Source organism: Brevibacillus brevis NBRC 100599 (assembly GCF_000010165.1).
Classification (GTDB): Bacteria; Bacillota; Bacilli; order Brevibacillales; family Brevibacillaceae; genus Brevibacillus; species Brevibacillus brevis_D.
This window is the reverse complement of sequence record NC_012491.1, coordinates 2,761,176-2,784,842: the sequence shown is the minus strand read 5'-3', so window position 1 is coordinate 2,784,842 and position 23,667 is coordinate 2,761,176. Positions and strand designations below refer to the sequence as shown.

At 48.4% G+C, this 23,667-nt stretch carries 22 protein-coding genes; 4 read left to right on the top strand and 18 right to left on the bottom strand.

The genetic code is table 11. From position 1 onward, the window contains the following. Positions 1–172: 172 nt before the first annotated feature. A complete protein-coding gene (locus tag BBR47_RS13760; RefSeq protein WP_015891004.1) occupies positions 173–1,000 on the top strand; it encodes a hypothetical protein in 828 nt (275 codons plus the stop codon). A 66-nt stretch (positions 1,001–1,066) separates the two neighbouring features. Here the strand turns inward: BBR47_RS13760 and BBR47_RS13755 are convergent, their stop codons facing one another. After that, on the bottom strand, positions 1,067–1,579 hold the full coding sequence (locus tag BBR47_RS13755; RefSeq protein ID WP_015891003.1) for a GNAT family N-acetyltransferase: 513 nt from the start codon (positions 1,577–1,579) through the stop codon (positions 1,067–1,069). 189 nt (positions 1,580–1,768) lie between these two features. Here BBR47_RS13755 and BBR47_RS13750 point away from each other — a divergent pair, with 189 nt between their 5' ends. Further along, entirely contained in the window at positions 1,769–2,332 is a 564-nt protein-coding gene (locus BBR47_RS13750) for a GNAT family N-acetyltransferase (RefSeq protein WP_015891002.1), read from the top strand. A 150-nt stretch (positions 2,333–2,482) separates the two neighbouring features. Here the strand turns inward: BBR47_RS13750 and BBR47_RS13745 are convergent, their stop codons facing one another. From BBR47_RS13745 to cyoE, 5 genes are all read right to left on the bottom strand, one after another. Then, positions 2,483–4,096, bottom strand: coding sequence for a SagB family peptide dehydrogenase (locus tag BBR47_RS13745; protein WP_015891001.1), 1,614 nt, complete (start codon positions 4,094–4,096; stop codon positions 2,483–2,485). A 22-nt stretch (positions 4,097–4,118) separates the two neighbouring features. Further along, entirely contained in the window at positions 4,119–6,059 is a 1,941-nt protein-coding gene (locus tag BBR47_RS13740; RefSeq protein WP_015891000.1) for a TOMM precursor leader peptide-binding protein, read from the bottom strand. After that, the gene (locus BBR47_RS13735) at positions 6,049–7,998 is read right to left on the bottom strand and encodes a putative thiazole-containing bacteriocin maturation protein (RefSeq protein ID WP_015890999.1); all 1,950 of its coding nucleotides are present in this window, start codon (positions 7,996–7,998) and stop codon (positions 6,049–6,051) included. Before BBR47_RS13735 ends, BBR47_RS13740 begins: the two co-directional genes overlap by 11 nt. 149 nt (positions 7,999–8,147) lie before the next feature. Beyond that, a complete protein-coding gene (locus BBR47_RS31970; RefSeq protein ID WP_419761089.1) occupies positions 8,148–8,366 on the bottom strand; it encodes a heterocycloanthracin/sonorensin family bacteriocin in 219 nt (72 codons plus the stop codon). A gap of 240 nt (positions 8,367–8,606) precedes the next feature. Further along, on the bottom strand, positions 8,607–9,524 hold the full coding sequence (gene cyoE / locus BBR47_RS13725; protein ID WP_015890997.1) for a heme o synthase: 918 nt from the start codon (positions 9,522–9,524) through the stop codon (positions 8,607–8,609). A gap of 183 nt (positions 9,525–9,707) precedes the next feature. Here cyoE and BBR47_RS13720 point away from each other — a divergent pair, with 183 nt between their 5' ends. Then, positions 9,708–10,307, top strand: coding sequence for a TetR/AcrR family transcriptional regulator (locus BBR47_RS13720; protein ID WP_015890996.1), 600 nt, complete (start codon positions 9,708–9,710; stop codon positions 10,305–10,307). Positions 10,308–10,322: 15 nt separating this feature from the next. On the opposite strand, the gene BBR47_RS13715 is transcribed toward BBR47_RS13720, so the two are convergent. The 5 genes from BBR47_RS13715 to BBR47_RS13695 are packed head-to-tail and all read right to left on the bottom strand — an operon-like array spanning position 10,323 to position 12,836. Further along, positions 10,323–11,519: an MFS transporter gene (locus BBR47_RS13715; protein WP_015890995.1), complete on the bottom strand. Its 1,197-nt coding sequence runs from the start codon at positions 11,517–11,519 to the stop codon at positions 10,323–10,325. 24 nt (positions 11,520–11,543) lie between these two features. Beyond that, the gene (locus BBR47_RS13710; protein WP_015890994.1) at positions 11,544–11,918 is read right to left on the bottom strand and encodes a hypothetical protein; all 375 of its coding nucleotides are present in this window, start codon (positions 11,916–11,918) and stop codon (positions 11,544–11,546) included. 17 nt (positions 11,919–11,935) lie between these two features. After that, positions 11,936–12,235, bottom strand: coding sequence for a DUF4274 domain-containing protein (locus BBR47_RS31570; RefSeq protein ID WP_015890993.1), 300 nt, complete (start codon positions 12,233–12,235; stop codon positions 11,936–11,938). A 26-nt stretch (positions 12,236–12,261) separates the two neighbouring features. Then, positions 12,262–12,453, bottom strand: a complete 192-nt coding sequence (locus BBR47_RS31565; RefSeq protein ID WP_041749410.1) for an ankyrin repeat domain-containing protein — start codon at positions 12,451–12,453, stop codon at positions 12,262–12,264. Positions 12,454–12,476: 23 nt separating this feature from the next. Then, the gene (locus BBR47_RS13695) at positions 12,477–12,836 is read right to left on the bottom strand and encodes a hypothetical protein (RefSeq protein ID WP_015890992.1); all 360 of its coding nucleotides are present in this window, start codon (positions 12,834–12,836) and stop codon (positions 12,477–12,479) included. Between the two features lie 209 nt (positions 12,837–13,045). Between BBR47_RS13695 and BBR47_RS13690 the strand changes: the two genes are divergently transcribed. After that, positions 13,046–13,864: an alpha/beta fold hydrolase gene (locus BBR47_RS13690; protein ID WP_015890991.1), complete on the top strand. Its 819-nt coding sequence runs from the start codon at positions 13,046–13,048 to the stop codon at positions 13,862–13,864. A 166-nt stretch (positions 13,865–14,030) separates the two neighbouring features. On the opposite strand, the gene BBR47_RS13685 is transcribed toward BBR47_RS13690, so the two are convergent. The 7 genes from BBR47_RS13685 to BBR47_RS13655 all read right to left on the bottom strand — a co-directional run bounded on the left by BBR47_RS13685 (position 14,031) and on the right by BBR47_RS13655 (position 23,662). Beyond that, the gene (locus tag BBR47_RS13685) at positions 14,031–14,810 is read right to left on the bottom strand and encodes a TrmB family transcriptional regulator (protein WP_015890990.1); all 780 of its coding nucleotides are present in this window, start codon (positions 14,808–14,810) and stop codon (positions 14,031–14,033) included. A gap of 101 nt (positions 14,811–14,911) precedes the next feature. Then, a complete protein-coding gene (gene accC, locus BBR47_RS13680; RefSeq protein ID WP_015890989.1) occupies positions 14,912–16,258 on the bottom strand; it encodes an acetyl-CoA carboxylase biotin carboxylase subunit in 1,347 nt (448 codons plus the stop codon). A gap of 14 nt (positions 16,259–16,272) precedes the next feature. Then, positions 16,273–16,728 carry an acetyl-CoA carboxylase biotin carboxyl carrier protein gene (locus BBR47_RS13675; protein ID WP_015890988.1) on the bottom strand — a complete coding sequence of 152 codons (456 nt, stop codon included), beginning with the start codon at positions 16,726–16,728 and terminating at the stop codon, positions 16,273–16,275. 20 nt (positions 16,729–16,748) lie between these two features. Further along, entirely contained in the window at positions 16,749–18,314 is a 1,566-nt protein-coding gene (locus BBR47_RS13670; protein WP_015890987.1) for an acyl-CoA carboxylase subunit beta, read from the bottom strand. 4 nt (positions 18,315–18,318) lie between these two features. Then, positions 18,319–19,371 carry a methylmalonyl Co-A mutase-associated GTPase MeaB gene (gene meaB / locus BBR47_RS13665; protein ID WP_015890986.1) on the bottom strand — a complete coding sequence of 351 codons (1,053 nt, stop codon included), beginning with the start codon at positions 19,369–19,371 and terminating at the stop codon, positions 18,319–18,321. Beyond that, positions 19,368–21,539: a methylmalonyl-CoA mutase gene (gene scpA, locus BBR47_RS13660; RefSeq protein WP_015890985.1), complete on the bottom strand. Its 2,172-nt coding sequence runs from the start codon at positions 21,537–21,539 to the stop codon at positions 19,368–19,370. Before scpA ends, meaB begins: the two co-directional genes overlap by 4 nt. Next, entirely contained in the window at positions 21,539–23,662 is a 2,124-nt protein-coding gene (locus BBR47_RS13655; protein WP_015890984.1) for a methylmalonyl-CoA mutase family protein, read from the bottom strand. Before BBR47_RS13655 ends, scpA begins: the two co-directional genes overlap by 1 nt. Between the last annotated feature and the right edge of the window lie 5 nt (positions 23,663–23,667).

Below are 23,667 nucleotides of genomic sequence, written 5' to 3'. Positions count from 1 at the left end.
TTTTCCTTCCTTTCAATACGAAAGAAGGGAGCCTGGGGTTACCTTTCCTTTGAAAGTTTTTATTTAAAATATTCTGGAACAAAAAACATTGCAAAGGGAGGTAATATATGGAATATTAAAAAGGTGCCTCCATGCACATTTTTCAAAAACGAATCGTGAGGAGGTGAACTGTGTGTTTCGCAAGATTATCCATTCACTCGTATGTCTTTTACTGGTTATGACGGCTGGCGCCGTGAATGTAAACGCGGCCCAAGCAAAAGCAACCGGCATGTTTTTCATTGACAAACCATTCAAGAAAGAGGGACTTCGGTTTCAAGTGACCGTTACCGAAACCGACAATCCAAAATACGACTCACCAATGTACCACGTAAATACCATTGTCACGAATACTTCGCGGAAACCCATCACATACACGACTGGTCATTGCTATGGTGTAACAAATCGGCTAGAAGCGTTTGCCTCTGGAGACTCTTGGGAGCTTCCCTACCCTGAAGACGAACCTGCCTGTACCCCGGACATCAAGGAAAAAAACGTAAAGCCCGGGAGAACGATTGAGCAAGATGAATATTTCCGAACAGACGAACTGCCGAGCGATCTAACGCCAGACTATTTTCAGTTAAACTCTTACGTACACATCCTCGTTGGACCTGAAGATAAAGAACGCAAAGAGGAAATCGTAAAGATGCAGACGAAATTTCTTCCAAGGCTTGCCCTCAATCCAGATGAAATTGAGCTCCAGGCTGAATCAAGTGTGCTCCCTAAATCGTATTACGAACTCAGTGTGACAGGGAAAGTCTCGAATAGAGAAATCAAACGCGCATCGCTTCAGGTGTTCAATTCGATTATTACGTTGCGAGTCGACTCGAAGTCTGGGGAGTTTTCCACAAAGAAAAAAGTAAAAGCAAAGGGCCCGTCCCTTCAATCAGGTGTACTCGAGGTAATGTATAAAGACGGTACGAAACATATCTACTACGTTCCCATAGAAAATTCTAGCAACTGATGTTCTCCATGAAAAAAAGGACGGCCATGTGTTCGTCCTTTTTTCGTGTGAAACTCTTCTAGCGTACTATTCTTTCTGCCTAGACCAGTAAATCATCGTGTCGTCCCTCTTTATTTCTGTAAAGCCCATTTTGACTAATAATTTTGCGGAATCTATGTTATCTAGCAGGCATTTCGCCGTAATCTTTTTCACATCTGGCTGCAATAACGCCCAATTCGCTAAACCTTCTGCTGCCTCATACGCGTAGCCTTTTTTTCGCTCGGCTTCAATAATTCCATAGCCGATGTCCACTTCTCCCTGCGCATTCGGGACTCCTTTGAATCCTACATCCCCGATGATCTTCATGTCTTCTTTTGTAAGGATCATCCACGATTCAAATCCTGTCGGTCCCCCTGTGCGTTCGAGTGCTTGGATGATTTTGGGGATCGTTTCCATCGCATCCTCATCTGGCCAGCCTTTGCCTAATGTAAGCCCCATATCCAATAACTCTTCGTAATTTTCTTGCAAAATATTCGTTGCTATTCTATGTGTAAATGGAATCAATTTGAGCCGTTGTGTATGAATGCTTTTTTCATTCATGGAACAAGTACCCCTTTCTCTTTCCTATATTGTCCGTGGCGATATTTACGTTGGATTTACACTCCAGATGTTTTTCAGAAAGGGTCTATTCCTACACCTCAGCTACTCTTTCCATACTCCGATAATAAGAATCACTCGGGCACCACCATTATAGCATGATTTTCCATCTAGTTGATAAGGAGTGAGAGAATGTCCACACCGCTAAACACTGAGCTTGTCCGTATTCAACCCTGGGCGGATGACGATCTTTCTTTGCTACGCCTTTTGAATGCACCAGTCATGATGGAGCAGCTCGGAGGACCGGAGACGGAGGAACAGCTCCTTGCTCGGCACGAACGATACGTCAATAAGGACGGACAGCAAACGAGCAAGATGTTCAGCATCGTACTGCTTCCAGATCACACTCCCGTCGGAAGCATCGGCTATTGGGACCGCATCTGGCAAGGAGAAAACGTATACGAAGTAGGCTGGAGCGTCCTCCCACCCTTTCAAGGGAAAGGAATCGCCTCTGCAGCTTTAGCTTTACTGATTACCCGCATCAAACAAGAACGAAGACACAAGTTTATTCATGCCTATCCCTCTGTGGACAACCCTGCCTCCAATGCCATTTGCCGTAAGCTCGGTTTCACTCTGCAATCAGAATGCGTCTTTGAATACCCTCCAGGAAGTTTTATGCGCTCCAATGATTGGCGATTAGAAGTCGCATCTGTACATTTCCCCATCGAAAAAGTCCGGGAGCAACTCCCAATGTAGGCCTGTCGCTGACTGTTGCTGCTGATCGTGGAATGACCGTTCGATGGTTGAAGGTGGATAGAGACACTTACCTTACAACGAGATAAGCTCGATACCCTCCTTACTTCCAGGACAAGACCCGGGTCGTCGCGACTCGGGTCTTCCACTTTTTTATCCATGAAGTCCAGTTTGAAATCTGGCGCGGGGGCGATAGTGCCCGACCGGAATTTGAATCAAGCAGGTTTTCTCTTCGGACGCTAGGTTGTAAAGATCATCGCAATTTTCCACGTCATATCCGAGTAACGGATGACCGCCCATTCCACACGTGAACGCTGCTAAAAGCAAGTGATGCACGACAATTCCTGCCTCCATCTGTTGGATGCGATACCCTCTATACCCTAGTTGATTCATCAGATGATCACGTTTTCCTACTACATGAAAGCAGAGCGGCACTTGATACAGATTCACGTTGTCCAGGGTCATTCCCTCTTGTAGACGTGCTCGTAAATCTCCATTGACGATTGGATAAAGAGCGTGCTCCAGTGGTTCGTAAGCGTATGCCCCATCTTTCATCCCTTCTACCTGATGAATGCTGACAAAGAGTGAAAGCCTTCTCCACGCTGCTTCTTGATTTCCCCCCAAATCATTGCCATACGATAGCGCACTCATCGTCATTTCCATGATACGCGCTACCTGATTCTGGTCTGTTTTCCTCCTGATAAAGTCCATTTCCGGTGAAAAACGCTCCCTGCAATATTCCGCCAGATCATAACTTGGTTTCTGCAAACGCGGGAGAAGGATTCGCTCATCGGACCGACGAGGCCGTGTGCTTTCCGCCTGATCCGAATATCGTCGAAATGAATGGGTAGATGCCTGCATAGCAGCTTCATTCATTTGCAGGAGTGCAGGATATTGTCTCATTCTTTTTGAGCGTATCACTTGCACATGCTTTTGCTCAGGTAGTTCTCTGGTTAGCTCGCTTGCCAGCACCCCTTTTTCTCGTTCTATCCATTGTGCCGGTGAGTGCGAATGCCTCCCCTCTTCTGTTTGGAGTGATAAAGGGACTACCGCGTAGACACTCTCTTGATCGGCAGACAATCCTAGCAGTGTATTCATCGCTCTATCCAGGAACTGGTAGTGTACCGCAGTCGTAACACCGAGCTGGTTTGCCATTCCCTGCAATTGTCCAAGTAGTACACCAGCATCGAGGCCCTGCAATCGATAGGAAAACTCATCATACTTAAAAAAGTTCTTCCAAAAATAGATGGAGACGAACGCAACTCCAAAGCATGCATGTACTGGACAACTGCCACCAAGTGCTCGGTTAAGGACGTGATCAAAATTCCCTTCGCGCAATTGTACGAGTCTGTGATGAGCCACATCGTAGTGGTATATACCTGGAGGAATACTCGACAGCTTCAAATACACGTACAGCTCACTTGGATAGAGCCCTCCCCCAGACGGAACCGGCCTTCGCTTCATTACAAGCGGCAAAAACGACTCAGATTCTGCATCTGCCGAAGTCGTGGTTACCAACAACGATTGGCTGATTTGTATCAGTCCGTAGCTATACCATAGCCATGCACCCAATTGTGGAAGAGTCATCTCTTGTGAAACCGTTTGATCTATGAGCGATAGAGACACATCTTCAGGTAGTGAAATGACAGGTTGCCCCCTGTACAGCTTGTATGGTAGTGGCGCATCTCCCCAATCCACTTCGAGATCACTTGGTCTGGCGTTTTCTGTATCAAAATGAAGGCGGTACAAGAAATTTTCGAGATTCATCCGGCTCACTCCCAGATGCATGTTATGGAAACGGATGGGGAAAAGGATTCAACTCGTCTACACGCAGCGGTTGTTTCACATACCCCAGCTTCACAGGGACCTCCAATACTCGTTTCAATCCCGTTATTCGCGTAAGATGCTGGCCAAAAGTCATCGGAAGCATGCCAGGAATCAATACACGCACGCAAGATAAGCCATGGCGCCCTACCTCTGGTGTCGTTTGATCTACCACAATGACATCGAGATCCAACTTTTGGAATACACCGAGCAACTCCCGCAAATCGTCTGTTAGATCATGATTTTGGTTTTTTCCAGGAAAGCGTTCAGCGAAAGAGACCATCGGACGTGAACCATCCATGAGAAAGGATAAGCGCTCCGCTGCTTCTGGCAAGCTGTAAAGCATTGCATGATCGTCCATCTTTTTCACGAGGGACGAATCTTGAAGCATACGCAAGTATTTGTCTCGATTCGCTTCGTACTTGTCTGTCAAAGTCATGAGCATGGCTGCCGTTTCGTAAATGGAGCTTTTCACAGCGCGGATAGGGTCTGGATGCGCACCTGCTGCACAAACGAGGTGCAGGCCTTCCGCTCCGCGGTTTTTCGCAATCGTCCATACAGCGGGAATTCCATTTTCCATAGTCGCATCGAACAAGTACAAATCGTAATTGGTAACAGTCTGCATACGATCAATGAGAAGAAGCAATTCCCGATCATTGACCGTAGCGGGATCAAGGCGCGGCAATGGCAATTGGGCATACCAGGTCAACAAGAAAGCATCTCGCTCCACCACTTCGAGGATGCCGTAGAAGATCGCCTCCTCCAAACTACCGCCTAACGCACAGCCATTGGAGGTCTCAAATACAACACCCTCCCCGAATCCCATACTGTAGTAGGCCATGAGCTCAGGTACAAGAATGGGTCGCTCTTCTTTAAAGGAATAACCCCATACCCAGTTCATCTCTCGCTTCGGATCAAATGGCTGAAACGGAAAATTTGGCAGAGCATACTGCTCTTCTGAATGGGTCCCCGCTGTTGTCGGATCAAGGGCATACGGCGCAAGGTTTGCATAGCAGTCACGCACCATCGTCTTCTTGCCACGCGGCATAAGCCCGCAATATCTTTCCATTCCTTCCAAAATCGCCGTTATCTCACTATCCGCATATGAAACAGACCTGCCAGCCGTACCCTCGTCATGTGAAAATAACGGCAGATTGACACTTACATCTGCGAACACCGAGACAAGATCTCGGACTTTTCCATTCAAAAACCCAGTACGGGAATCCAAATATTCGGTGGAGAGAGCTTGTTTCAAAGAGGCTATAGATTTTGTCCGGTAGCTGTCTGGACTATGCTTTACAATAGGCTTCAAGCGTATTCTTGCCCGCTCTTCAGAATCCTCAGGCAGCCGACTGCATACCGGACATACAGGATTGGGCAAGAAGAAGTGGCGCGTGCTGGTCAATGTTTGCAAATCAATAAACTGGATATGCTCAGATAACTGGGCTTGCCTACCCTCAACTATACGTTCAACCTCCGCACTGACATGGTATGCCACTTGTAACAATCCCGAGCGAGATGACCATGGATCACGGGGTATGCCGCCTTTCTCCCTCAGCATATTTTGTACCTTCCACATCTCTTTGCGATCGCGTCCCGCCATCAATCGCCGCATGTCTGCACACTGGGAGCATCCTGTTTGATCTGGATGAACCAACGGACCTACGATGGCCTCCCCGAATGAAACAAAGCCGCGCAGCCATGGGGTATTTGTTTGGCGAAAATGTTTTTCTGCCTGTACATGCAAAGCAGGATGATACGTATCGTGCAACAGGAGAGCCAAATCTGCTCCACTTGTCGCAGACGCCATGTCTTCACTGTTCCAGACGCGATAGTCGTTCTTCAAATGTTCTGAAACCAACTCTGCCAGTATTCCGTCTCCAATGACAAGAATGTCAGCACTCATCGGAGCACCTCCTCGAGAGCAGCAAGGCAAATACGCCACCAAGGTCTTCTTCCAGGAAAGGCTCTATCGCGGCATTCATGATTCGAGGAGAAAGTTGATGAAGAGCCAGTACCTCGACAGCTTGTTTCCAGACCTCTTTTTCCAATTCTTCCTGAACGCTACTGCATGCAAGTTCGATGGCTTCACCCGTCAAGCCGACAGATTGCGCAGTTAGTACATACTTGGACACTTGATTGGTTGGCGTTTGAATCTGTTGCAAGGCATACATCAGTGCTTTTCGCAATGCTTCTCGCTCTAACAAGCCAATACTCCCGTACCATCCCGTGCGCGTTTCCACCCAATACACCGGAAATCCGCATACCTCATGACCTTTTGCAACCCTCAGTTTCTCACCTAATGTAGCGAAAGACCGTACATAAAACTGGGACTGTTCATCCACAATCGAATCAACCTGCACAGGTCTAGCCGTTGGTTGTCGTCCTTTCATTTCTGACACATACGTGAGTGTCAAACAATGCTGTAACGCCCGGCATAAACCTTCTGCTGCCGTTTCTCCTGCTCCAACTCCGATATTGCTCTCCAGATCGGCTTGATAAGCTGAATTTTGAGCGATTAGGTGGTCCACCATTCTTCCCACATACATCTCTGCCCCAACCAATCCTGCTTCTCTACGCGCCTCGTCATGGGTATATCCTGCGCATACAACTGTTGATAATAGCTCCGCAGGACCATCTGCCACAGGGTCGACTGCTGTCACCCTACACTGTGTCAGTGGTAGCTGCGTAAGCTCCCCCTCTTCCCAGCTGTGAAAAATCCCGGTATCTGGGGAGGTCCATGACGGAAACAGAGACAATAGACTTTCTTTCTGTTCTGTCTCTTTCGATATCCGTAATTCAAGCTCTCTCTCATCCAATACCTCTATGCCCACCTCTTCTTTTTGCATGGGGTGAGGCATGTAGGACTGCCAGCTTCCTTCCATCGTCTCCAGATTTAACAAATAAATTTTGTTTGGTTCCTCTGCTTCATTGACACCTGAAACGTATTTAAACCATTCAAAAACAGCGATGTTCGCCAGCATGGCTGCTGCGGTCATTGAATATGGATGTTGTTCGGGGTCCGCACACAAAGCCTGCCGATGTAAACGACGCAAAGCCGATTCAAAGCACGCCTCTGACTGTGGATGAATCAGCGGCCCTACCATTCCTTTTTGCTGGACAAATAACGCCGGAACAAACACCTTCTCCCGCTCTCTGCACGCGAGCTGGATCATACTCACTTCGTCCTTGTTTACGTTTGCTGACGTGTACAAAATACCAGTGAAAGGCTCGATGGTCGCTGACCAGTCGGCTCCCTCCCACAACGTCAGCTTGAGTTCATCCAGGTCCACGTGTGGGTCCTTCCTACGCGAATGTTCTATAATCGCCTCTAGCCGCTCACGATTGGTCGCAGTCTCATTCGTGATCGCGTAATGGAATTGAACGCATCCCGATTCCAGCAATGCATGGATGGCAGAAAGGAGAAAGGAGCCTGCCCCGATCACCAATACTTTTTCTGTTCGATATTTTTGAAACCGATACCCTCCTGATCCGCCTAACTGATCCAAATATTCAATCTGCGCGGCATACCTCGACATGACCTCTGGTGATAATTCATGTGATTTCTCCAGGCTCACATCTTGAAGGAATCCATTTTCTAAAAGTGTCCCGGCCACTTGAAAAATTTGTTGCTGATATTCTTCCGGCAAATCGTCGGTCAATTGCTCCAACGTATGCACACCATTAAACATGGGAAATAACTGATCTACCCACCGATCGATCATGTCGCCCTTCATGCGGAAAGTCCCGATGTTATTGCGAAAATACACGCTTCCATCTGAATCGGGTATATACACTGTATCCCGCTTCACTTTTATGCGCATCGAAGGATTCAGCTTATCCATTCTCCTCCCCCTAACGTTGTGAAATAAACCAATTTGCGACAAGACATGTCACAACTATTTTATGTATCACTCTTTGTCTCACATTCCAGTTGGAAAAACAAAGCCCCTGCCAGGTCACCATTTGGGCAGGAGCTTCATTTACGTATGGATTAGAAATCGTCAAACACGATAAAGCATGGGAAGAAGCAAGTGCAACTGCAAGTGCAGGAGCAAGAGCAGGAGCAGGAGCAGGAACAGCTACAGGAGCAAGAGCAACGACCGCAACGACCACAACTACATCTGCTGCAACCACCACATCTGCCACATCCGCCACACCTACCTCGAACTAGCGTCGCGTCATTCATTTTTTCTTTGTCCCAACGCTGCATTCGATCTCCTTTTATTTCAGAAGCCTTCAATTTTTTTAGCTCTTTTTTGAACTCATCCATTCGTTTTCACCTCCGCCACTTCATGGAACTACTCTAGATTTATGAAGCGACGTTGGGTATTCGTGCAAAGATCATGCGCCCATTTTTGGCTGAACATGAGAAGAAACCGCTATGCGTCAAGGTTTTCTGACAAAAAAAGAAGCCGCCCTCAAAGTGAAGGCAGCTTGGATGATCATGGATTTACAGTTTGAAAATAATCCCCATCAGCGAGTAAATAATCACCGTCGAGAACAGCACCGTCATATGAATCAGCGAATAAATAAACATCGTTTTCGACCATTTCTGTGAATCCATTTTCCGGTATCCAAAGACACTCAGAACCAGCCATAAAACATTCAGGAGCAGAGCCATAAACGTAAGACCAGCGCTTAATGACCAAAATAGAAAGCTGCTTGCAATTAAAATGACTAAATACACATTTGTTTGAATGTAGGTACGTCTTGCACCTTTGACCACAGGCAACATCGGAACCCCAGCCGCCTTGTACTCATCATGCTTGCGAATCGCGATCGCATAGAAGTGAGGCATTTGCCAAATGACCATGATGATAAAGAGACCAAGGATAGCAGGATGCGTTACATCTGGGTGAATGGCGGCCCAACCGATGAGCGGCGGCATTGCCCCAGAAATACTCCCTACCTCCGTATTGTAAATCGTTCTTCTTTTCGTCCACATCGTATAAGGCACGACATAAAAAAACAGTCCGAGAAAACCCATAATAGCAGCCAATGGTGATGCCAAGACGAGAGCCGCCAAGCCAAAAATCGTCATCAGAGAGGCAAGCCATAAAACCGTCTTTGTCGATATATCCCCTGTCACCGTAGGTCTGTTTTTCGTCCGCTCCATGACAGAATCGATATCGCGATCATACACGTTATTAAAAGCACCCGCAGCTGCCATGATTAAAATAGAGCCGATTGTAGCAAATAAGATTTCTGGCAGCTTATCCATTAGACTGAAGTGATACGTATATAGTGCCAATGTTAATCCGGCAAACATCGGAATCAGATTCGATTTGATAATTCCCGTCTTAACTGTTTGCGCCAAGATATTGGACATAGGCCGATTCCGCGTTGCGACGCTTTCTTCCCTCTGCATTCGTACACTGTCCCCTCTTACTAGATGATCTATATATCTATCGTACTCCAAAATAGCATGACATAGTAGACGGTTAAATCCTACAAAACTGCCATTTGTATCTTACATACCAGCAAGGATTTAAATACTATATGGAATGTTAATTCTATATGGTATGCTTGTCAAGAGAAGGAGTGTGGACGAATGAACAGACGCAGATTAACCCAATCAGAGCGTAAACAGGAAACACGGCAATTGCTCATTGACGCAGCCATTGAGACCTTTGCTCGGTTAGGCTTCCACGGGGCTTCCGTTGATAAAATCGCAGACCATGCTGGATTTACCAAAGGAGCTGTTTATGCTCATTTTCAGTCCAAAGAAGATCTCTTTCTCGCTATTTTGGAAGGTCAGATGCAATTACATGTGTCGAATATCCTTCACGTAATTGATCACCAGCCATCATTATCGCATTTTATAGAAGCCATGAACGCCTATTTTATGTCCGTTCAGCAACAAAATCGCACGTGGAACATGCTGAACCTGGAATTTTTGCTGTATGCCATGCGTGAAGAGTCTGTTCGAGAGCGATGGTCGAACATGATCATCGAGTCGGTACTGCATCTTTCCGAGGCCATACAGACCTTGATACCAAAAGAAAGTGACTCTACTCTATCCGCGGATGAAATGGCATGGACGATTCTTGCTTTAGAGCATGGCATGTCGACCTTTTATTACATCAGCGGCGACCAGATGCCCCTGTCTTTATACGGAAAAGCTTTGCAAAACATGCTGTCGTCTAAATAGCGGATTGCCAAAATGCTAGATCATTTCTGATCGGGCAGCCTGTTGCTTTGTGATTCGATTGACTCTCTCAGAACCATATAGCATGAACGCAATGTAGAAGGCTGTAAAAAACGGTAAAATAGAAATGGTCGTCTGTGTAGCAAGCCACCCGAGCAACGGAGGCAAAAATGTGGCACCCGTGTACGCAACCGCCATCTGATAGCCCATCAGCTTTTTCGTTTGCTCTTTCCCAAAACGTTCTGGGGTATCATGCAGCATACAGGGATAAATCGGGGCGAAGCCTAACCCGAGCAACAGAAAACCGATTAGCGAGCAGAAGGTCGGTAATGGAAACATCAACAGCGCTGCCCCGGTGAATGCTACGAGAAGTCCACTGCGAATCAGGACGCGGTTGCTCACTTTAAAAGTAACAAAGCCCGTAATAAATCTACCAACGGTAATGCCACCGTAATACATGGCTACCCACATCGCCGCGACAGACGAAGGTAGCTCTTTTTCATTTACCAAAAAGCTGCTCCCCCATAATCCTACCGATGCTTCAGCCCCGCAATAGAAGAGAAATGTGAGCAAAGTCAGCTTAACGCCTTTTGTCCGTAACGGTTGTTCGCTCTGCCCACGAGACTGCTGAACTTGTGATTCTTTGACAGCATGGCTTTGTATGTTTTCCATCCGTTTCCACAAAGGAAGTGTAAACGCTAGAAGTACGACTAAAGCAAATTGAATAAGAGAAATAGTCAAGTAGCCATTCCGCCATAAATCATGATCGCGTATAAAGCTAGACATAATAATGGGGCCAAGCGTAGCACCCACACCCCAGAAGCAATGCAGCCAGCTCATATGATGGGCTTGATAATGCGTGGCGACATAATGATTCAATGCGGTATCTACACAGCCAGCTCCTAGTCCCAGTGGCAATGCCAATACCATCAACCATATCATTGATGGGGCAAAAGAAAATCCAAGCAAGGCTGCCGCTGTGATTAAACAGCTAATCAGTGTGATCTGTCCTGTCCCCAGTCGTTTTAGTAATGCACCGCTCATCAAGCTAGATACGATCGTTCCAGACGCAATCACAATATTGATCACACCAGCCATACCAAATGCCGCCCCATATTCTGCTTGGATGACCGGCCAAGCTGCCCCCAGTACCGAATCGGGAAGACCCAAGCTGATAAACGACAAGTAAATCATGATCAAAAAGAAGGTTGCCACGTTCCCCCGCCCCCTGCTTCGTTTTTACATTCTTATCGTGAGTCTATCCAGCAATTTCTCTCCCTCTGATTTGAACCGCTTATTCTTTTCGAGAAACTCGTTCACTTCATGTAATTCGGCTGGTCGGTAGCCAGGACCATCGCAGCCGCAGGAATGATAGGCAAACCCATGCTGATAGAGAATTTCAACCTTTTTCCACTGCTTTACATCCGTTTGCTTGGGAGCCTTGAAATCATGCCCCATCTCTTTCATTCCCTCACCACATTGCGGACAGCTATGCTTGATCTTGTTCCATTCTTCTTCCGTCAATTCATACTTGGAGGTTTGCTTGAACACTTTTCGGCACGTGAAACACGCGTATATTTGTTTGTATGGACCATACATCCCATATCGACACATGATGATCAACCCCTATCTCATTCATCTGCAAGTTTCTCTTTTAATTGCATGGCGAGCATTCTCCAGCGCTTTCGTTCCTCCGATTCCGCGATTTCCTCCTCATCCATTTCCAGCCAATAGTCGGCATCCATCCGTTCATACAAATCAAAAAGAGTGATCGTTGCACAGGCAGGATTCTCAAAAGCCACAATCATCGCCTCTGGTCCGTCATCCCAGTTGTAGCCATTCACTACAGCATGAAGGAGAACAGATGAATCAAGCCGTTTTATTTTTTTGCACCGCTTCTGCTCAGATTCGTCATATAAAATATCGTCCACCGTTTCCTCTTCCTCAGAAGACAGTGTTAGACGTACCGCTCCTTTCGTTTCGAGCAGCAGGTCTGCAATCGTTCTGTCGTTCCTGGCCGCATTCGGTTTGTGATAAAAAGCATCAGCGGTGTTCGCCCGCGTTGATCCCGTTCGTTGATATCTAATCGATCCACTGCTGCTCGCACGATCTCTAGATCCTTTGTCTTACTGACGTTTGCCCATTCCATCCGACTTCTTCTCCTCTGCTTTTCTAGACAATTCCCGTTCCGGTATTGCTATGTATCCCTTTTTTGACGAGCGTGCTTCCAATGAAGTCAAAGCTCAAAGGCGTCCCTTTTTTGTCAGGCTGCCACCCCAGCTTAATCGCCTCTTCAATGATAGCTGCGACGTCAGCTGGCTTTATGACTCTCATATCCAAATGCTGCACAAGTGGGTACTCCGCCCAAAAGTCATTCACATCTGATTTTACATACACGCGAATCAACTGACCTATCCCTTCATTGTGCTGGATGGTCAACGCGAGCAGACCCTTCGCTGCTGGGCTGATGACCCAACGATATCGCTGTTCTCCTACTGTTATACCCCTCGTGCCTTTTTTTGGTAATGCCATAGCAACCTCCTCATTGCGAGTAAATGTTTATTAGTTCTTAAACTTGCGCTTCCAGTTGACAGTTATCATCATTTCCAGCAGCCTTTGATTTTGGTTTGGCATGACTCTCAAATTTTTTATTATGACAATTCCTGTCACGATTAACTGTTAACGTGAAGGAGAAGTCGAGTTGGACATGATGCTGTTTATCCATTAGGAGGAATTACTGTATGCTTCAGCCAGAACAAAAAGGAACGATAACGAGAAAATTTTTCCAATCAGGTAACATAAAACTATCTTACCTCGATTTTGGAGGGGATAGTCAAGGAGTTTTGCTCCTGCTGCATGGTCATATGAATGATGCACGAACATTTTCAGAGTTTGCTTCCAGATTTACAGATTGGCGCGTGATTGGATTGGATCAACGAGGTCACGGCTGGAGTGAGTATGCCCCAGATAAGGATTATTCCCGTGAAGGCTACGTCAACGACATTCTCGCCTTTGTTCAGACCGTTTTGGATGGAGCTCCTGTTACGATCGTTGGGCATTCTTTAGGAGGTGTCAACGCTTATCAATTTGCTACTCGTTATCCTGAGCTTGTGAACGCCGTCATCGTAGAAGATATCGGGGTAGAAATTAAGGCCGACTTATCCTTTGCAGAAAAACTCCCACACCGCTCCCCTTCTTTACACGATCTAAGGAAATCGCTCGAGGAAGTCGGCGTTCGAGCGGTCGATTATTTTTCGGAAAGCGTGTTTGAGGATGAACAAGGCTGGGGATTCCGTTCTGATTTAAAGGGCATGCCTATCTCTCAGCGACACATTAACGGGGAATGGTGGAACGATTGGCTAGCGTCTTCTTGCCCGATCTTGCTGATCCACGGCAAAAAAAGCTTTGTACTGGATGAAAATCAGGCCGAGCGCATGGTGAGCCAAAGGCCAAACACAAAGCTTGCCAGTTTTGCAGCGTGCGGGCATGATATCCATTCTACTGACCCTGATGGATATTATCAGGCTGTAAGAAGCTTTCTTGATGAGTTGACAGAATAGAATAAAAGCCCATCCATAACAAACAGCCAACCCTCTAAGGATTGGCTGTCATTTATAATAGCTTTTTGTGCTCAATTCTCTTTTTGGTTGATAACGAGATTCGTCCTCGAACTTGAAGCCACTGTCTTCTTTTTTGCAAAGATAGGATGAGAATAAACGTTATCCGTTATAAGTATTCCCTGTAAGGGGTGATAATGCGTACATAGTCACTCCCATATTTCTCTTCCAGCACTTGGCTGAAATCCTTCTCGATCTGACCCATGATAATGTCATGGTAGAAGGCGTTTTGCAACAACTCAATGAGAGATGGGTGGTCCGTCTCCAGTATAGTGGGTTTGATCCCACGCCCAAAGCTGCCCAGCAATGCCGAATGTGCATCGCATAGAATAGAGAACTTTCTGGATTGCACTTGATGCCATTCCGCACTCCTTTTATGTACGACAACATTTTTTAGCTTTGCATGGCATTCACCAATCGATATTAGCGTGACAGCAACCCCTTGTTTTTCTGCCTCTGCCAATGGTTCCTCTACCCAATGAACATCTTCGGACCAAATATCGACAACAATGCTTTTGTTTGCATTTGAGACGATTCGTTTTATGGCTGTTTCAATCGCTTTGTCACCTTGCCAATTATAAAAGGAAGGAGACGTTCTGGGAGTGGGTTTCAACTGTTCTTGCAGGACACGGGTTGTTTGATCAAATTCCGATTGTAACAAGCGAATCAGCTGCTCGATCGGTACTGCATCATAAAGAACAGGCTCCGATTCGATCATGCGGCACATGCCCTTTTCCGTCAATGCTCGAAGGGCTGCGTATACATTCGTCCGAGAGACGGAAACTTTCTTGGCCACTTCATATCCAGATATTTTCGGTTCCTCGTGAAGCACTAAATAACATCTGGCTTCCAGATCTGACAATCCGATTTTTCGAAGCTCATCAATCAAGGTGTTACCTCCTTTCTTTTTAGTAGTATAAATGAATACTGCTATAAATGAAAAAAGAACTGTAACAGAGAGGCATTTCTGTCACAGTTCTTTCATGCTCGTTACAAATCCAGCGTATTTTTTTCCAGAAAGTTCGTAGCGAAATTCCCTGCGACAAAGTCAGGGTGCTCCAGTAGCTTCTCATGGAAGGGAACCGTCGTATGTACGCCTTCGATGACAAACTCACCTAGCGCCCGCTTCATACGAGCCAATGCTTCGTTGCGATCTGTTCCCCAAACGATCAGCTTGGCGACCATTGAATCATAGAAGGGAGAGATTTCGTAGCCAGGATAAACCGCACTGTCCACGCGCACACCGTAACCGCCTGGCGGCAAGTAGTTGACGACCTTCCCTGGTGATGGCATAAAGTTTTTCGCAGGATTCTCCGCGTTGATTCGGCACTCGATTGCCCATCCGTTGATTTTCACATCTTCTTGGGAGAAGGATAACGGATTGCCTACTGCCACAGAAATTTGTTCTTTGATCAAGTCAATCCCTGTAATCATCTCTGTTACGGGATGTTCTACCTGAATCCGCGTATTCATTTCCATGAAGTAAAATTGGCCGTGCTTGTCTAGCAAAAATTCAACAGTACCCGCTCCGTGGTACGAAACCGCCTTGGCTGCCGCCACCGCAGCTTGCCCCATTTGCTCGCGCAGCGTTTGGTCCAGCGCCGGAGATGGCGCTTCTTCTACCAGCTTTTGATGACGACGCTGAATGGAGCAATCCCGCTCTCCCAAGTACACAGCGTTGCCATGCTTATCCCCCATGATTTGAATCTCTACATGCCGCGGCTCTTCTACATATTTTTCCAAGTACACGCCAGCGTTGCCGAATGCCGTCTCTGCTTCTTTCTGGGCCTGACGAATCGCCTTGGACAACTCATCGGCGTCAAAAGCGACACGCATTCCCCTGCCGCCGCCGCCAGCCGTTGCTTTTACAATGACAGGATAGCCGATTTTCTTCGCCACCTGTAATGCCTCATCGATGTCATCAATCAAACCGTCTGTGCCCGGAACTAATGGAACATTCGCTTGACTCATCGTTGCTTTTGCTACGGATTTATCCCCCATTTTGGTGATCGCTTCGGGATCGGGACCGATAAAGGTTATCGAGCAATCCTGGCAAAGCTGGGCAAACGAAGCGTTTTCCGCCAAGAAGCCATAGCCCGGATGGATAGCGTCTGCCTTTGTGTAAAGTGCGACCGTCATAATCCGTGCCATGTTCAAATAACTGTCCTTGGACGCCGTAGGTCCGATACAATACGCTTCATCCGCCAATTCTACGTGCAATGCTTCCCGATCCGCCTCAGAAAAGACAGCGACTGTACGTATCCCTAGTTCCTGACAAGCGCGGATAATGCGGACAGCGATTTCTCCACGATTGGCAATCAATACTTTCGTAAACATGTGCGCACTCCTTCCTACTGAGTTTTGACAACGAGCAAAGCTTTTCCGTAATCGACAAACTGACCATCCGCGACGAGAATTTCCGTGATGATGCCGCTAACAGGCGTCGTAATATCGGCAGATAGCTGAAGAGCATCAGCCGTGCAGCGTCCAACCTTTTCGCCAGCTTGAACGGTCTGCCCTACTGTTACTTCCGCATAGAACAGTCCTACTCCTAAAGACATGACTTGCTGTGTCACTTCCTTAGGTGCCTCAGCCTCAGCAACGACATTAACTGACTCAGCAGTAGCGGCAGCCTCCTGATAGCCATGCTCCACTTCGCCCACCTGTACAGGCGCATGGACAGCCACGCTTTCGAATGGTGCACTTTTCTTGATCACGATTCGTGTCTTACCCTTCTCCCATTCCAGCTCCTCAATGGAAGACTGATTCACCAGCTTGATGAATTCACGCAGTTCATGCAGCTTCATAGCACGATCAGAGCTCCTTTCTAAAGTGGGATGTTCCCGTGCTTTTTGTACGGACGATCTTCCTGCTTGTTTCTGAGCATTTCCAAGGCTTGCGCGACCTTTTGACGGGTTTCGCGTGGGTCGATGACATCATCCACCATGCCGAGACTTGCCGCGACATATGGATTGGCGAACTTCTCTCTGTAGAGGGCAATTTTCTCTGCGCGAGTCGCAGCCGGGTCCTCACTTTGTTCGATTTCCTTTGCAAAAATGACGTTGGCTGCCCCCTCTGGGCCCATGACGGCAATCTCTGCATTCGGCCATGCATACACGACATCTGCTCCAATGGATTTGGAGTTGAGCGCCACATAAGCGCCGCCGTAAGCTTTGCGCAGAATCACGGTGATTTTGGGAACCGTTGCTTCTGAGTATGCATACAAGATTTTCGCGCCGTGACGGATAATCCCTCCATGCTCCTGATTGATCCCCGGGAAAAAGCCAGAGACATCTTCAAAGGTTAAGAGCGGAATGTTGAAGCAGTCACAAAAACGAATGAAACGTGCCAGCTTATCCGATGAATGAATGTCCAGTCCGCCTGCCATGACCTTCGGCTGGTTGGCGATAATGCCAACACTGTGTCCATCGATACGCGCTAGACCGATCACGATATTGCGAGCAAAGTTCGGCTGTACTTCCATGAAATCACCGTGATCTACGATTTTTTCGATGACCTTGCGCACATCGTATACTTTCGTGCTTTCAGCAGGTACCAGCTCCAAGAGCTCCTCTTGCCAACCATTATTTTCCTCTGCTTCTATCACTGGTGCGCGATCACGATTGTTTTGTGGAAGGAAGCTGAGCAGCCTGCGTACCCCTTCCAATACTTCCTGTTCGGTTTCTCCTGTAAAATGGGCATTGCCGCTCACCGTCGAATGGACTTTGGCTCCGCCTAGGTCCTCCGCGGATATTTTTTCACCTGTAACGGTTTCAATCACTTTTGGACCTGTGATAAACATTTGGCTCGTCTTCTCTACCATGAACACGAAATCCGTAATCGCCGGAGAGTAAACGGCTCCTCCCGCACACGGACCGAGGATGACAGAGATTTGCGGAATCACACCGGAGTAAATGGCATTGCGGTAAAAAATCGTGCCATAGCCATCCAGTGAGCTTACCCCTTCTTGAATACGTGCTCCGCCAGAATCGTTCAGACCGATAAAGGGGGCGCCGTTTTTCGCTGCCAAATCCATCACCTTGGCGATTTTCATCGCGTGCATCTCACCCAGTGCACCGCCAAACACCGTGAAATCCTGCGCGAACAAATAGACAGGCCGACCGTTGATTTTTCCGTAGCCCGTTACGACGCCTTCGCCTGGTGCCTCCATCTGGTCGAGACCAAAATGCGTAGCACGGTGCTCAACAAACGGGTTCAGCTCCATAAAGGTGTCTGGATCAAGCAGTAGCTCGATTCGCTCGCGTGCAGTCAACTTACCGCGGTTATGCTGGGCATCGATACGAGCATCTCCGCCACCAAGCTGGATTTTATATTTGCGTTCCATCAATTCATCAATTTTTTCGTACATATTGCTGCTCATAAGGGCCACCATCTCTCTATTCCTTTTTCATGATCGCATTCTCATAGATCGCCACTAATTGCTGTACGGCGCTCGTCGGTGAAATCTCGCCACTCGCAACGGCTCCTTCAATCGAGGGAAGCAGTTCGGCTACTTGCTGGTTGCCGAAAAAGGTCGCGCGCAGGTAGTCCTGAGCCATACTGTGCATCCAATCGAGTAGCTGCGCTTTGCGTCTTGCCTCAAACCCGCCTGATTGGATGGTACTTTCACGAAATTGACCGATGACCTCCCAAATATCCTCAATGCCTTCCCCTGTCAGCGAAGAACACATGTATGCTTTCGTTTCCCAGCCAGTAGTTGCCGGCTGCAAGTAATGCAGAACACGATTGTATTCCCCTTTGGCGATCAAGGCACGCGTCCGGTTTTCCCCATCGGCTTTATTGATCAGAAGCGCATCTGCAATTTCCATAATGCCTTTTTTGATTCCTTGCAGTTCATCGCCCGCCCCTGTCAGCATCAGGAGTAGAAAGAAATCGACCATAGATCTGACTGTCGTCTCGCTCTGTCCGACCCCGACGGTCTCGACCAAAATCACATCATAGCCTGCTGCTTCACAGATTAGCATCGTTTCCCGCGTTTTCCGATTGACTCCACCTAGGGTGCCGCCCGTGGCAGAAGGTCGGATGAACGCCTGTGAATTGCGTGACAAGAGCTCCATCCGCGTCTTGTCGCCGAGAATGCTCCCACGAGTAACCGTACTGCTCGGATCAACGGCCAAAACAGCGACACGATGACCTTTTTCACAAAGCATACTGCCGAATGCTTCAATGAACGTGCTCTTGCCCGCACCTGGCACACCGGATACCCCTATGCGTATGGATTGACCTGTATGAGGAAGCAGTTGCTTGATCACCTCTTGGGCCATATCCATATGAGCAGGAGCATTGCTCTCGACCAACGTGATTGCCTGCGCCAAAACCGTTCGGTTATTCTCTCGTACGCCTGTGACGTATTGATCCACTGATAACCGTGGGAGACGTGCCTTGGAGGAAACGTTCAAGAAATTCTTGTCTGCCCTGCCCCCGGTCATTGTCCAGCAGCCTCCAGGCGATACACGATCTCTTGCAGAACGTGCTGGGCTGCTACAGGAATGACTGTTCCTGGCCCAAAGATAGCTGCGGCACCATGCTCTCGCAAAAAGGCGTAATCCTGCGCCGGAATCACACCACCTATGACGACGACAATATCCTCGCGTCCCAGCTTTTTGAGCTCTTCCACCAGTTGTGGCAGCAATGTTTTATGACCTGCCGCAAGCGAGCTGAAGCCGATCACGTGTACGTCATTTTCTATCGCCTGCTTCGCTGTTTCCTCAGGTGTCTGGAACAACGGACCGATATCGACGTCAAAGCCCAAATCGGCAAAAGCGGTGGCAATCACCTTCGCGCCCCTGTCATGTCCGTCTTGACCCATTTTCGCGATCATAATACGGGGACGTCTGCCTTCCCACTGCTCGAATTCATCTGCCATCTTGCGCACGGCCGCTACCTCATCAGCATCTGCGTATTCGGAACTGTAGACGCCGCTAATGGAACGAATGACCGCCTTGTGTCTACCCACGACCTTTTCATAGGCATCCGATATTTCGCCCAAAGAAGCTCTTGCTCGTGCCGCTTCAATAGCCAGCTCCAACAGATTGCCTTCGCCCGTTTTCGCGCATTCCGTAATGGCCTGTAGAGTTGCTTGCACTCTCGCCTCATCCCGATTACTGCGCAGCTCCTGCAAACGTCTGATTTGCGCTTCCCGAACCGCCGTGTTGTCAACTTCGAGAATTTCCAGCGGATCTTCTTTGTCCAGACGATATTTGTTCACGCCAATAATGGCTTCCTTCGCTGAATCAATATGCGCCTGACGGCGTGCAGCCGCTTCCTCGATTTTCATTTTCGGCAATCCCGTCTCAATTGCTTTTGCCATACCGCCAAGCGCTTCGATCTCCTCGATGTGCGCCCACGCCTTTTCCACGAGCTGCGCCGTCAAGGACTCCACGTAATAGGAGCCTGCCCACGGATCGACGACCTTGGTTATCTCGGTTTCGTCCTGCAAAAACAACTGCGTATTCCGCGCGATTCGAGCCGAAAAATCGGTCGGTAACGCAATGGCTTCATCCAGTGCGTTCGTATGCAGAGATTGGGTATGACCCAGAGCAGCGGCCATGGCTTCGATGCACGTCCGCACTACGTTGTTATACGGGTCCTGCTCAGTCAAACTCCACCCGGACGTTTGTGAGTGTGTCCGCAGTGCCATCGACTTTTCGTTTTTCGGATGGAACTGTTTGATCAGATTGGCCCAAATCAAGCGACCTGCACGCATTTTCGCCACTTCCATGAAGTAGTTCATGCCAATCGCCCAGAAAAATGACAGCCGTGGCGCAAACGCATCGATGTCAATACCTGCTGCAAGACCCGTACGAACGTATTCCAAGCCATCTGCTAGTGTGTAGGCCAACTCAATATCCGCAGTCGCACCCGCTTCCTGCAGGTGGTAGCCTGAAATACTAATGCTGTTGAATTTGGGCATGTGCTTGGAGGTGTAAGCAAAAATATCGGAAATGATCTTCATCGACGCTTCTGGCGGATAAATGTAAGTATTCCGAACCATGTATTCCTTCAAAATGTCATTTTGGATCGTTCCCGTAAGCTCCGCCTGCGATACCCCTTGCTCTTCTGCTGCCACGATATAGAACGCCATAATCGGCAAAACCGCTCCGTTCATCGTCATGGAAACGGACATTTTATCGAGGGGGATGCCGTCGAACAAGATTTTCATATCCAGAATGGAGTCAACTGCCACGCCTGCTTTCCCGACATCACCAACTACCCGGGGATGATCGGAGTCATAGCCGCGATGCGTCGCGAGGTCGAAGGCAATCGATAGCCCTTTTTGTCCCGCAGCCAAATTCCGTCGGTAAAAAGCGTTGCTCTCTTCCGCCGTAGAAAAGCCGGCATATTGGCGAACCGTCCATGGCTGAGTCACGTACATCGTCGGATACGGGCCGCGCGTATATGGTGGCAAACCAGGCATGTAGCCGAGGTGATCCATCCCCTCCACATCTGCCATTGTGTACAGTGGTTTTACAGGGATCTGCTCTAGCGTCTGCCACATTTGCTCCATTCCTTCTGGATTCGCACCCAGTTGGGGAAACAAATCAGACACATCACGTTTGGACTGATAAGTCATTTGTGAAAAATCAGGTCGCTTCATCATGAGCCCACTCCTATCCGCTCCTGAAGTTCTCGCAGCATCTCGTAGCAATTGGAACGCATGTGGATGCAATCATCTACACCGGCCGCCTTATAAGTAGCCAGCTGCTCCGCCTCAGGCAAGCCAGCCAACAGAACCGTCATCTGAGGTACACGTTGCTTGATTGCATGAGCTAAGGGTGGAACCTGCTCCGGATAACTCGCATCGTCCGAGCAAATGATCGTGACCATCGCACCCGATGCCACCGCAGCTTCAGCCGCCTCTACCGTGGTTGAGAATGCTTGATTGCGCAAAATCTCAAAGCCGCCAACCGCAAAAAACTCTGCTGCGAAGTCTGCCCGGGCCTTATGCTTTGTCACAGGCCCCATCGTCGCCAAGAACACGGTCGGTCTTTTGCCTGTTGTTTTCAAGAAATCATCTGCCTGCATCCGCAAGGCTTCAAAGCGTTCGGATGCCCGGTGAATACGAAGTGGCTGAATGATTGTCTCCACGGAATCTTCACGCCTCATGGCTTTGGCGATATCGCCCACAGTCGCTCCAAGAAGCACTGCTTTTACTGCAATAGCCACGAGCTCATCGTTATGTTCCCCCAACCCATCGAGCGCTGCGGAGACGAGAGTCGCGTTCTGTTGCAGCCGATGGGATCTTGCTTCCTCCGCTCGTTCTTCGTGAATGCTCAAAAGACTCTCGGCCTTCAGTGGCTGCTCAGCCGTATTGGCATACATGTTGGTTCCAACCAAACGCTTTTTACGCGTATCGATGCTCGCTGCTTTTTGATCCGCGCTCTGGGCGATCAAGTCTTGTGGGAAGCCTGCCTCTAATGCGCTCAGCATGCCACCGTGCGCTTCTACCTGCTGGAACAGCTCCCATGCCTTTTTCGCTAATGCGTCTGTGAGCCATTCTACGTACCAAGAACCTCCCGCAGGGTCGATCACTTTTGCCAGATGCGCTTCTTCTTGCAAAATGATTTGCGTATTTCTGGCGATCCTTCTCGAAAACTCATTGACTGGGCGGATCGCTTCGTCAAATGCGGATACATGCAGACTGTCTGCTCCGCCAATAACGGCTGAGAACGCTTCTGTCGTGGAACGCAGCATGTTGACATACGGATCGTAAATCGTCTTTGTCCAAGCAGAGGTTCTGGCGTGAATGGTCATCTTTTGGGCTTCCGTTGATCCGCCGTAGGCCGCCACGATGTTTGACCAGAGCATTCTTGCCGCACGCAGCTTCGCGATTTCCATGAAAACGTCTGAGCCGATCGAATACGAGAACTGCATCCGTGCTGCGATATCCTCTATGGATAGCCCTCGCTCAAGCATCGCTTGCAAATAGTCCACCCCTGTGGCCAGTGAAAAAGCCAGTTCGGTTACTGCGTTTCCGCCGCCGTCCTGATAAGGATTACTTTGAACCAAGATCGTTTTCAGCGCGGGCGCTTGATCTTTTGCCCATTTCGTTACGCTTGCCATCGTGTTATAAGCTGTCTGCAAGGAACAAGGGAGCTTGCCCTCTGTGAGCAAAACCGCTACAGGGTCTTGCCCGATGCATCCGCGAAGCTCAGAGGCTTTTTGGTCTGTCGCTTCAACATGTGCCAAAAGGATCGATAGAATAGGCAAGCCAAGCGCCCCTGTGTTCATGTAAAGAGGGACCTCTGAAAGCTTCACCCCTTGAAATGCCTGCTCGATATCCTCCCGGCAAAAAACAGATACGCCTTTGTGACCAATCGTATCTGGCAATGCTTCGTCAGGATCAAGTCCAGCCAAAGTCGCTTGATCCACTATCAGATGCAGCATCGTTTGTCCGCGCGCTAAGTCGTCTACGGCTGCCTGATTAAATGTTTTGGCACTCGTTGCGCTGATTTCCTGACAGACCTGCCATTTGTGTTCCTTATGCTCGCCAGGCTGCTGATTTCCTCTATGAAAAGGCGCCTCTCCTGGCAGCGCTTCCAGATGCGGCAATGTTTTGACATCTTCGTACCGATAAATGGGCTGGCGAACAATTCCCTCGTGCGACTGCGTCAGTAGCTTGGCATCAAAAGATGCGCCCTTTAGTGATTTCTCTGCTGCTTCCCGCCATTGGTCGTACGTGGGAACCGAGAATTCCTTGAACCATGTATGTTTGCTCACTCTTC

What these genes read in the sequence shown, in the direction of transcription:
- BBR47_RS13755 (WP_015891003.1), bottom strand. Translation starts at nt 1,579, where the DNA reads ATGAATGAAAAAAGCATTCATACACAACGGCTCAAATTGATTCCATTT.
- BBR47_RS13750 (WP_015891002.1), top strand. Translation starts at nt 1,769, where the DNA reads ATGTCCACACCGCTAAACACTGAGCTTGTCCGTATTCAACCCTGGGCG.
- BBR47_RS13745 (WP_015891001.1), bottom strand. Translation starts at nt 4,096, where the DNA reads ATGAATCTCGAAAATTTCTTGTACCGCCTTCATTTTGATACAGAAAAC.
- BBR47_RS13740 (WP_015891000.1), bottom strand. Translation starts at nt 6,059, where the DNA reads ATGAGTGCTGACATTCTTGTCATTGGAGACGGAATACTGGCAGAGTTG.
- BBR47_RS13735 (WP_015890999.1), bottom strand. Translation starts at nt 7,998, where the DNA reads ATGGATAAGCTGAATCCTTCGATGCGCATAAAAGTGAAGCGGGATACA.
- BBR47_RS31970 (WP_419761089.1), bottom strand. Translation starts at nt 8,366, where the DNA reads ATGCAGCGTTGGGACAAAGAAAAAATGAATGACGCGACGCTAGTTCGA.
- cyoE (WP_015890997.1), bottom strand. Translation starts at nt 9,524, where the DNA reads ATGCAGAGGGAAGAAAGCGTCGCAACGCGGAATCGGCCTATGTCCAAT.
- BBR47_RS13720 (WP_015890996.1), top strand. Translation starts at nt 9,708, where the DNA reads ATGAACAGACGCAGATTAACCCAATCAGAGCGTAAACAGGAAACACGG.
- BBR47_RS13710 (WP_015890994.1), bottom strand. Translation starts at nt 11,918, where the DNA reads ATGTGTCGATATGGGATGTATGGTCCATACAAACAAATATACGCGTGT.
- BBR47_RS31565 (WP_041749410.1), bottom strand. Translation starts at nt 12,453, where the DNA reads ATGGAATGGGCAAACGTCAGTAAGACAAAGGATCTAGAGATCGTGCGA.
- BBR47_RS13695 (WP_015890992.1), bottom strand. Translation starts at nt 12,836, where the DNA reads ATGGCATTACCAAAAAAAGGCACGAGGGGTATAACAGTAGGAGAACAG.
- BBR47_RS13690 (WP_015890991.1), top strand. Translation starts at nt 13,046, where the DNA reads ATGCTTCAGCCAGAACAAAAAGGAACGATAACGAGAAAATTTTTCCAA.
- accC (WP_015890989.1), bottom strand. Translation starts at nt 16,258, where the DNA reads ATGTTTACGAAAGTATTGATTGCCAATCGTGGAGAAATCGCTGTCCGC.
- BBR47_RS13675 (WP_015890988.1), bottom strand. Translation starts at nt 16,728, where the DNA reads ATGAAGCTGCATGAACTGCGTGAATTCATCAAGCTGGTGAATCAGTCT.
- BBR47_RS13670 (WP_015890987.1), bottom strand. Translation starts at nt 18,314, where the DNA reads ATGGTGGCCCTTATGAGCAGCAATATGTACGAAAAAATTGATGAATTG.
- meaB (WP_015890986.1), bottom strand. Translation starts at nt 19,371, where the DNA reads ATGACCGGGGGCAGGGCAGACAAGAATTTCTTGAACGTTTCCTCCAAG.
- scpA (WP_015890985.1), bottom strand. Translation starts at nt 21,539, where the DNA reads ATGAAGCGACCTGATTTTTCACAAATGACTTATCAGTCCAAACGTGAT.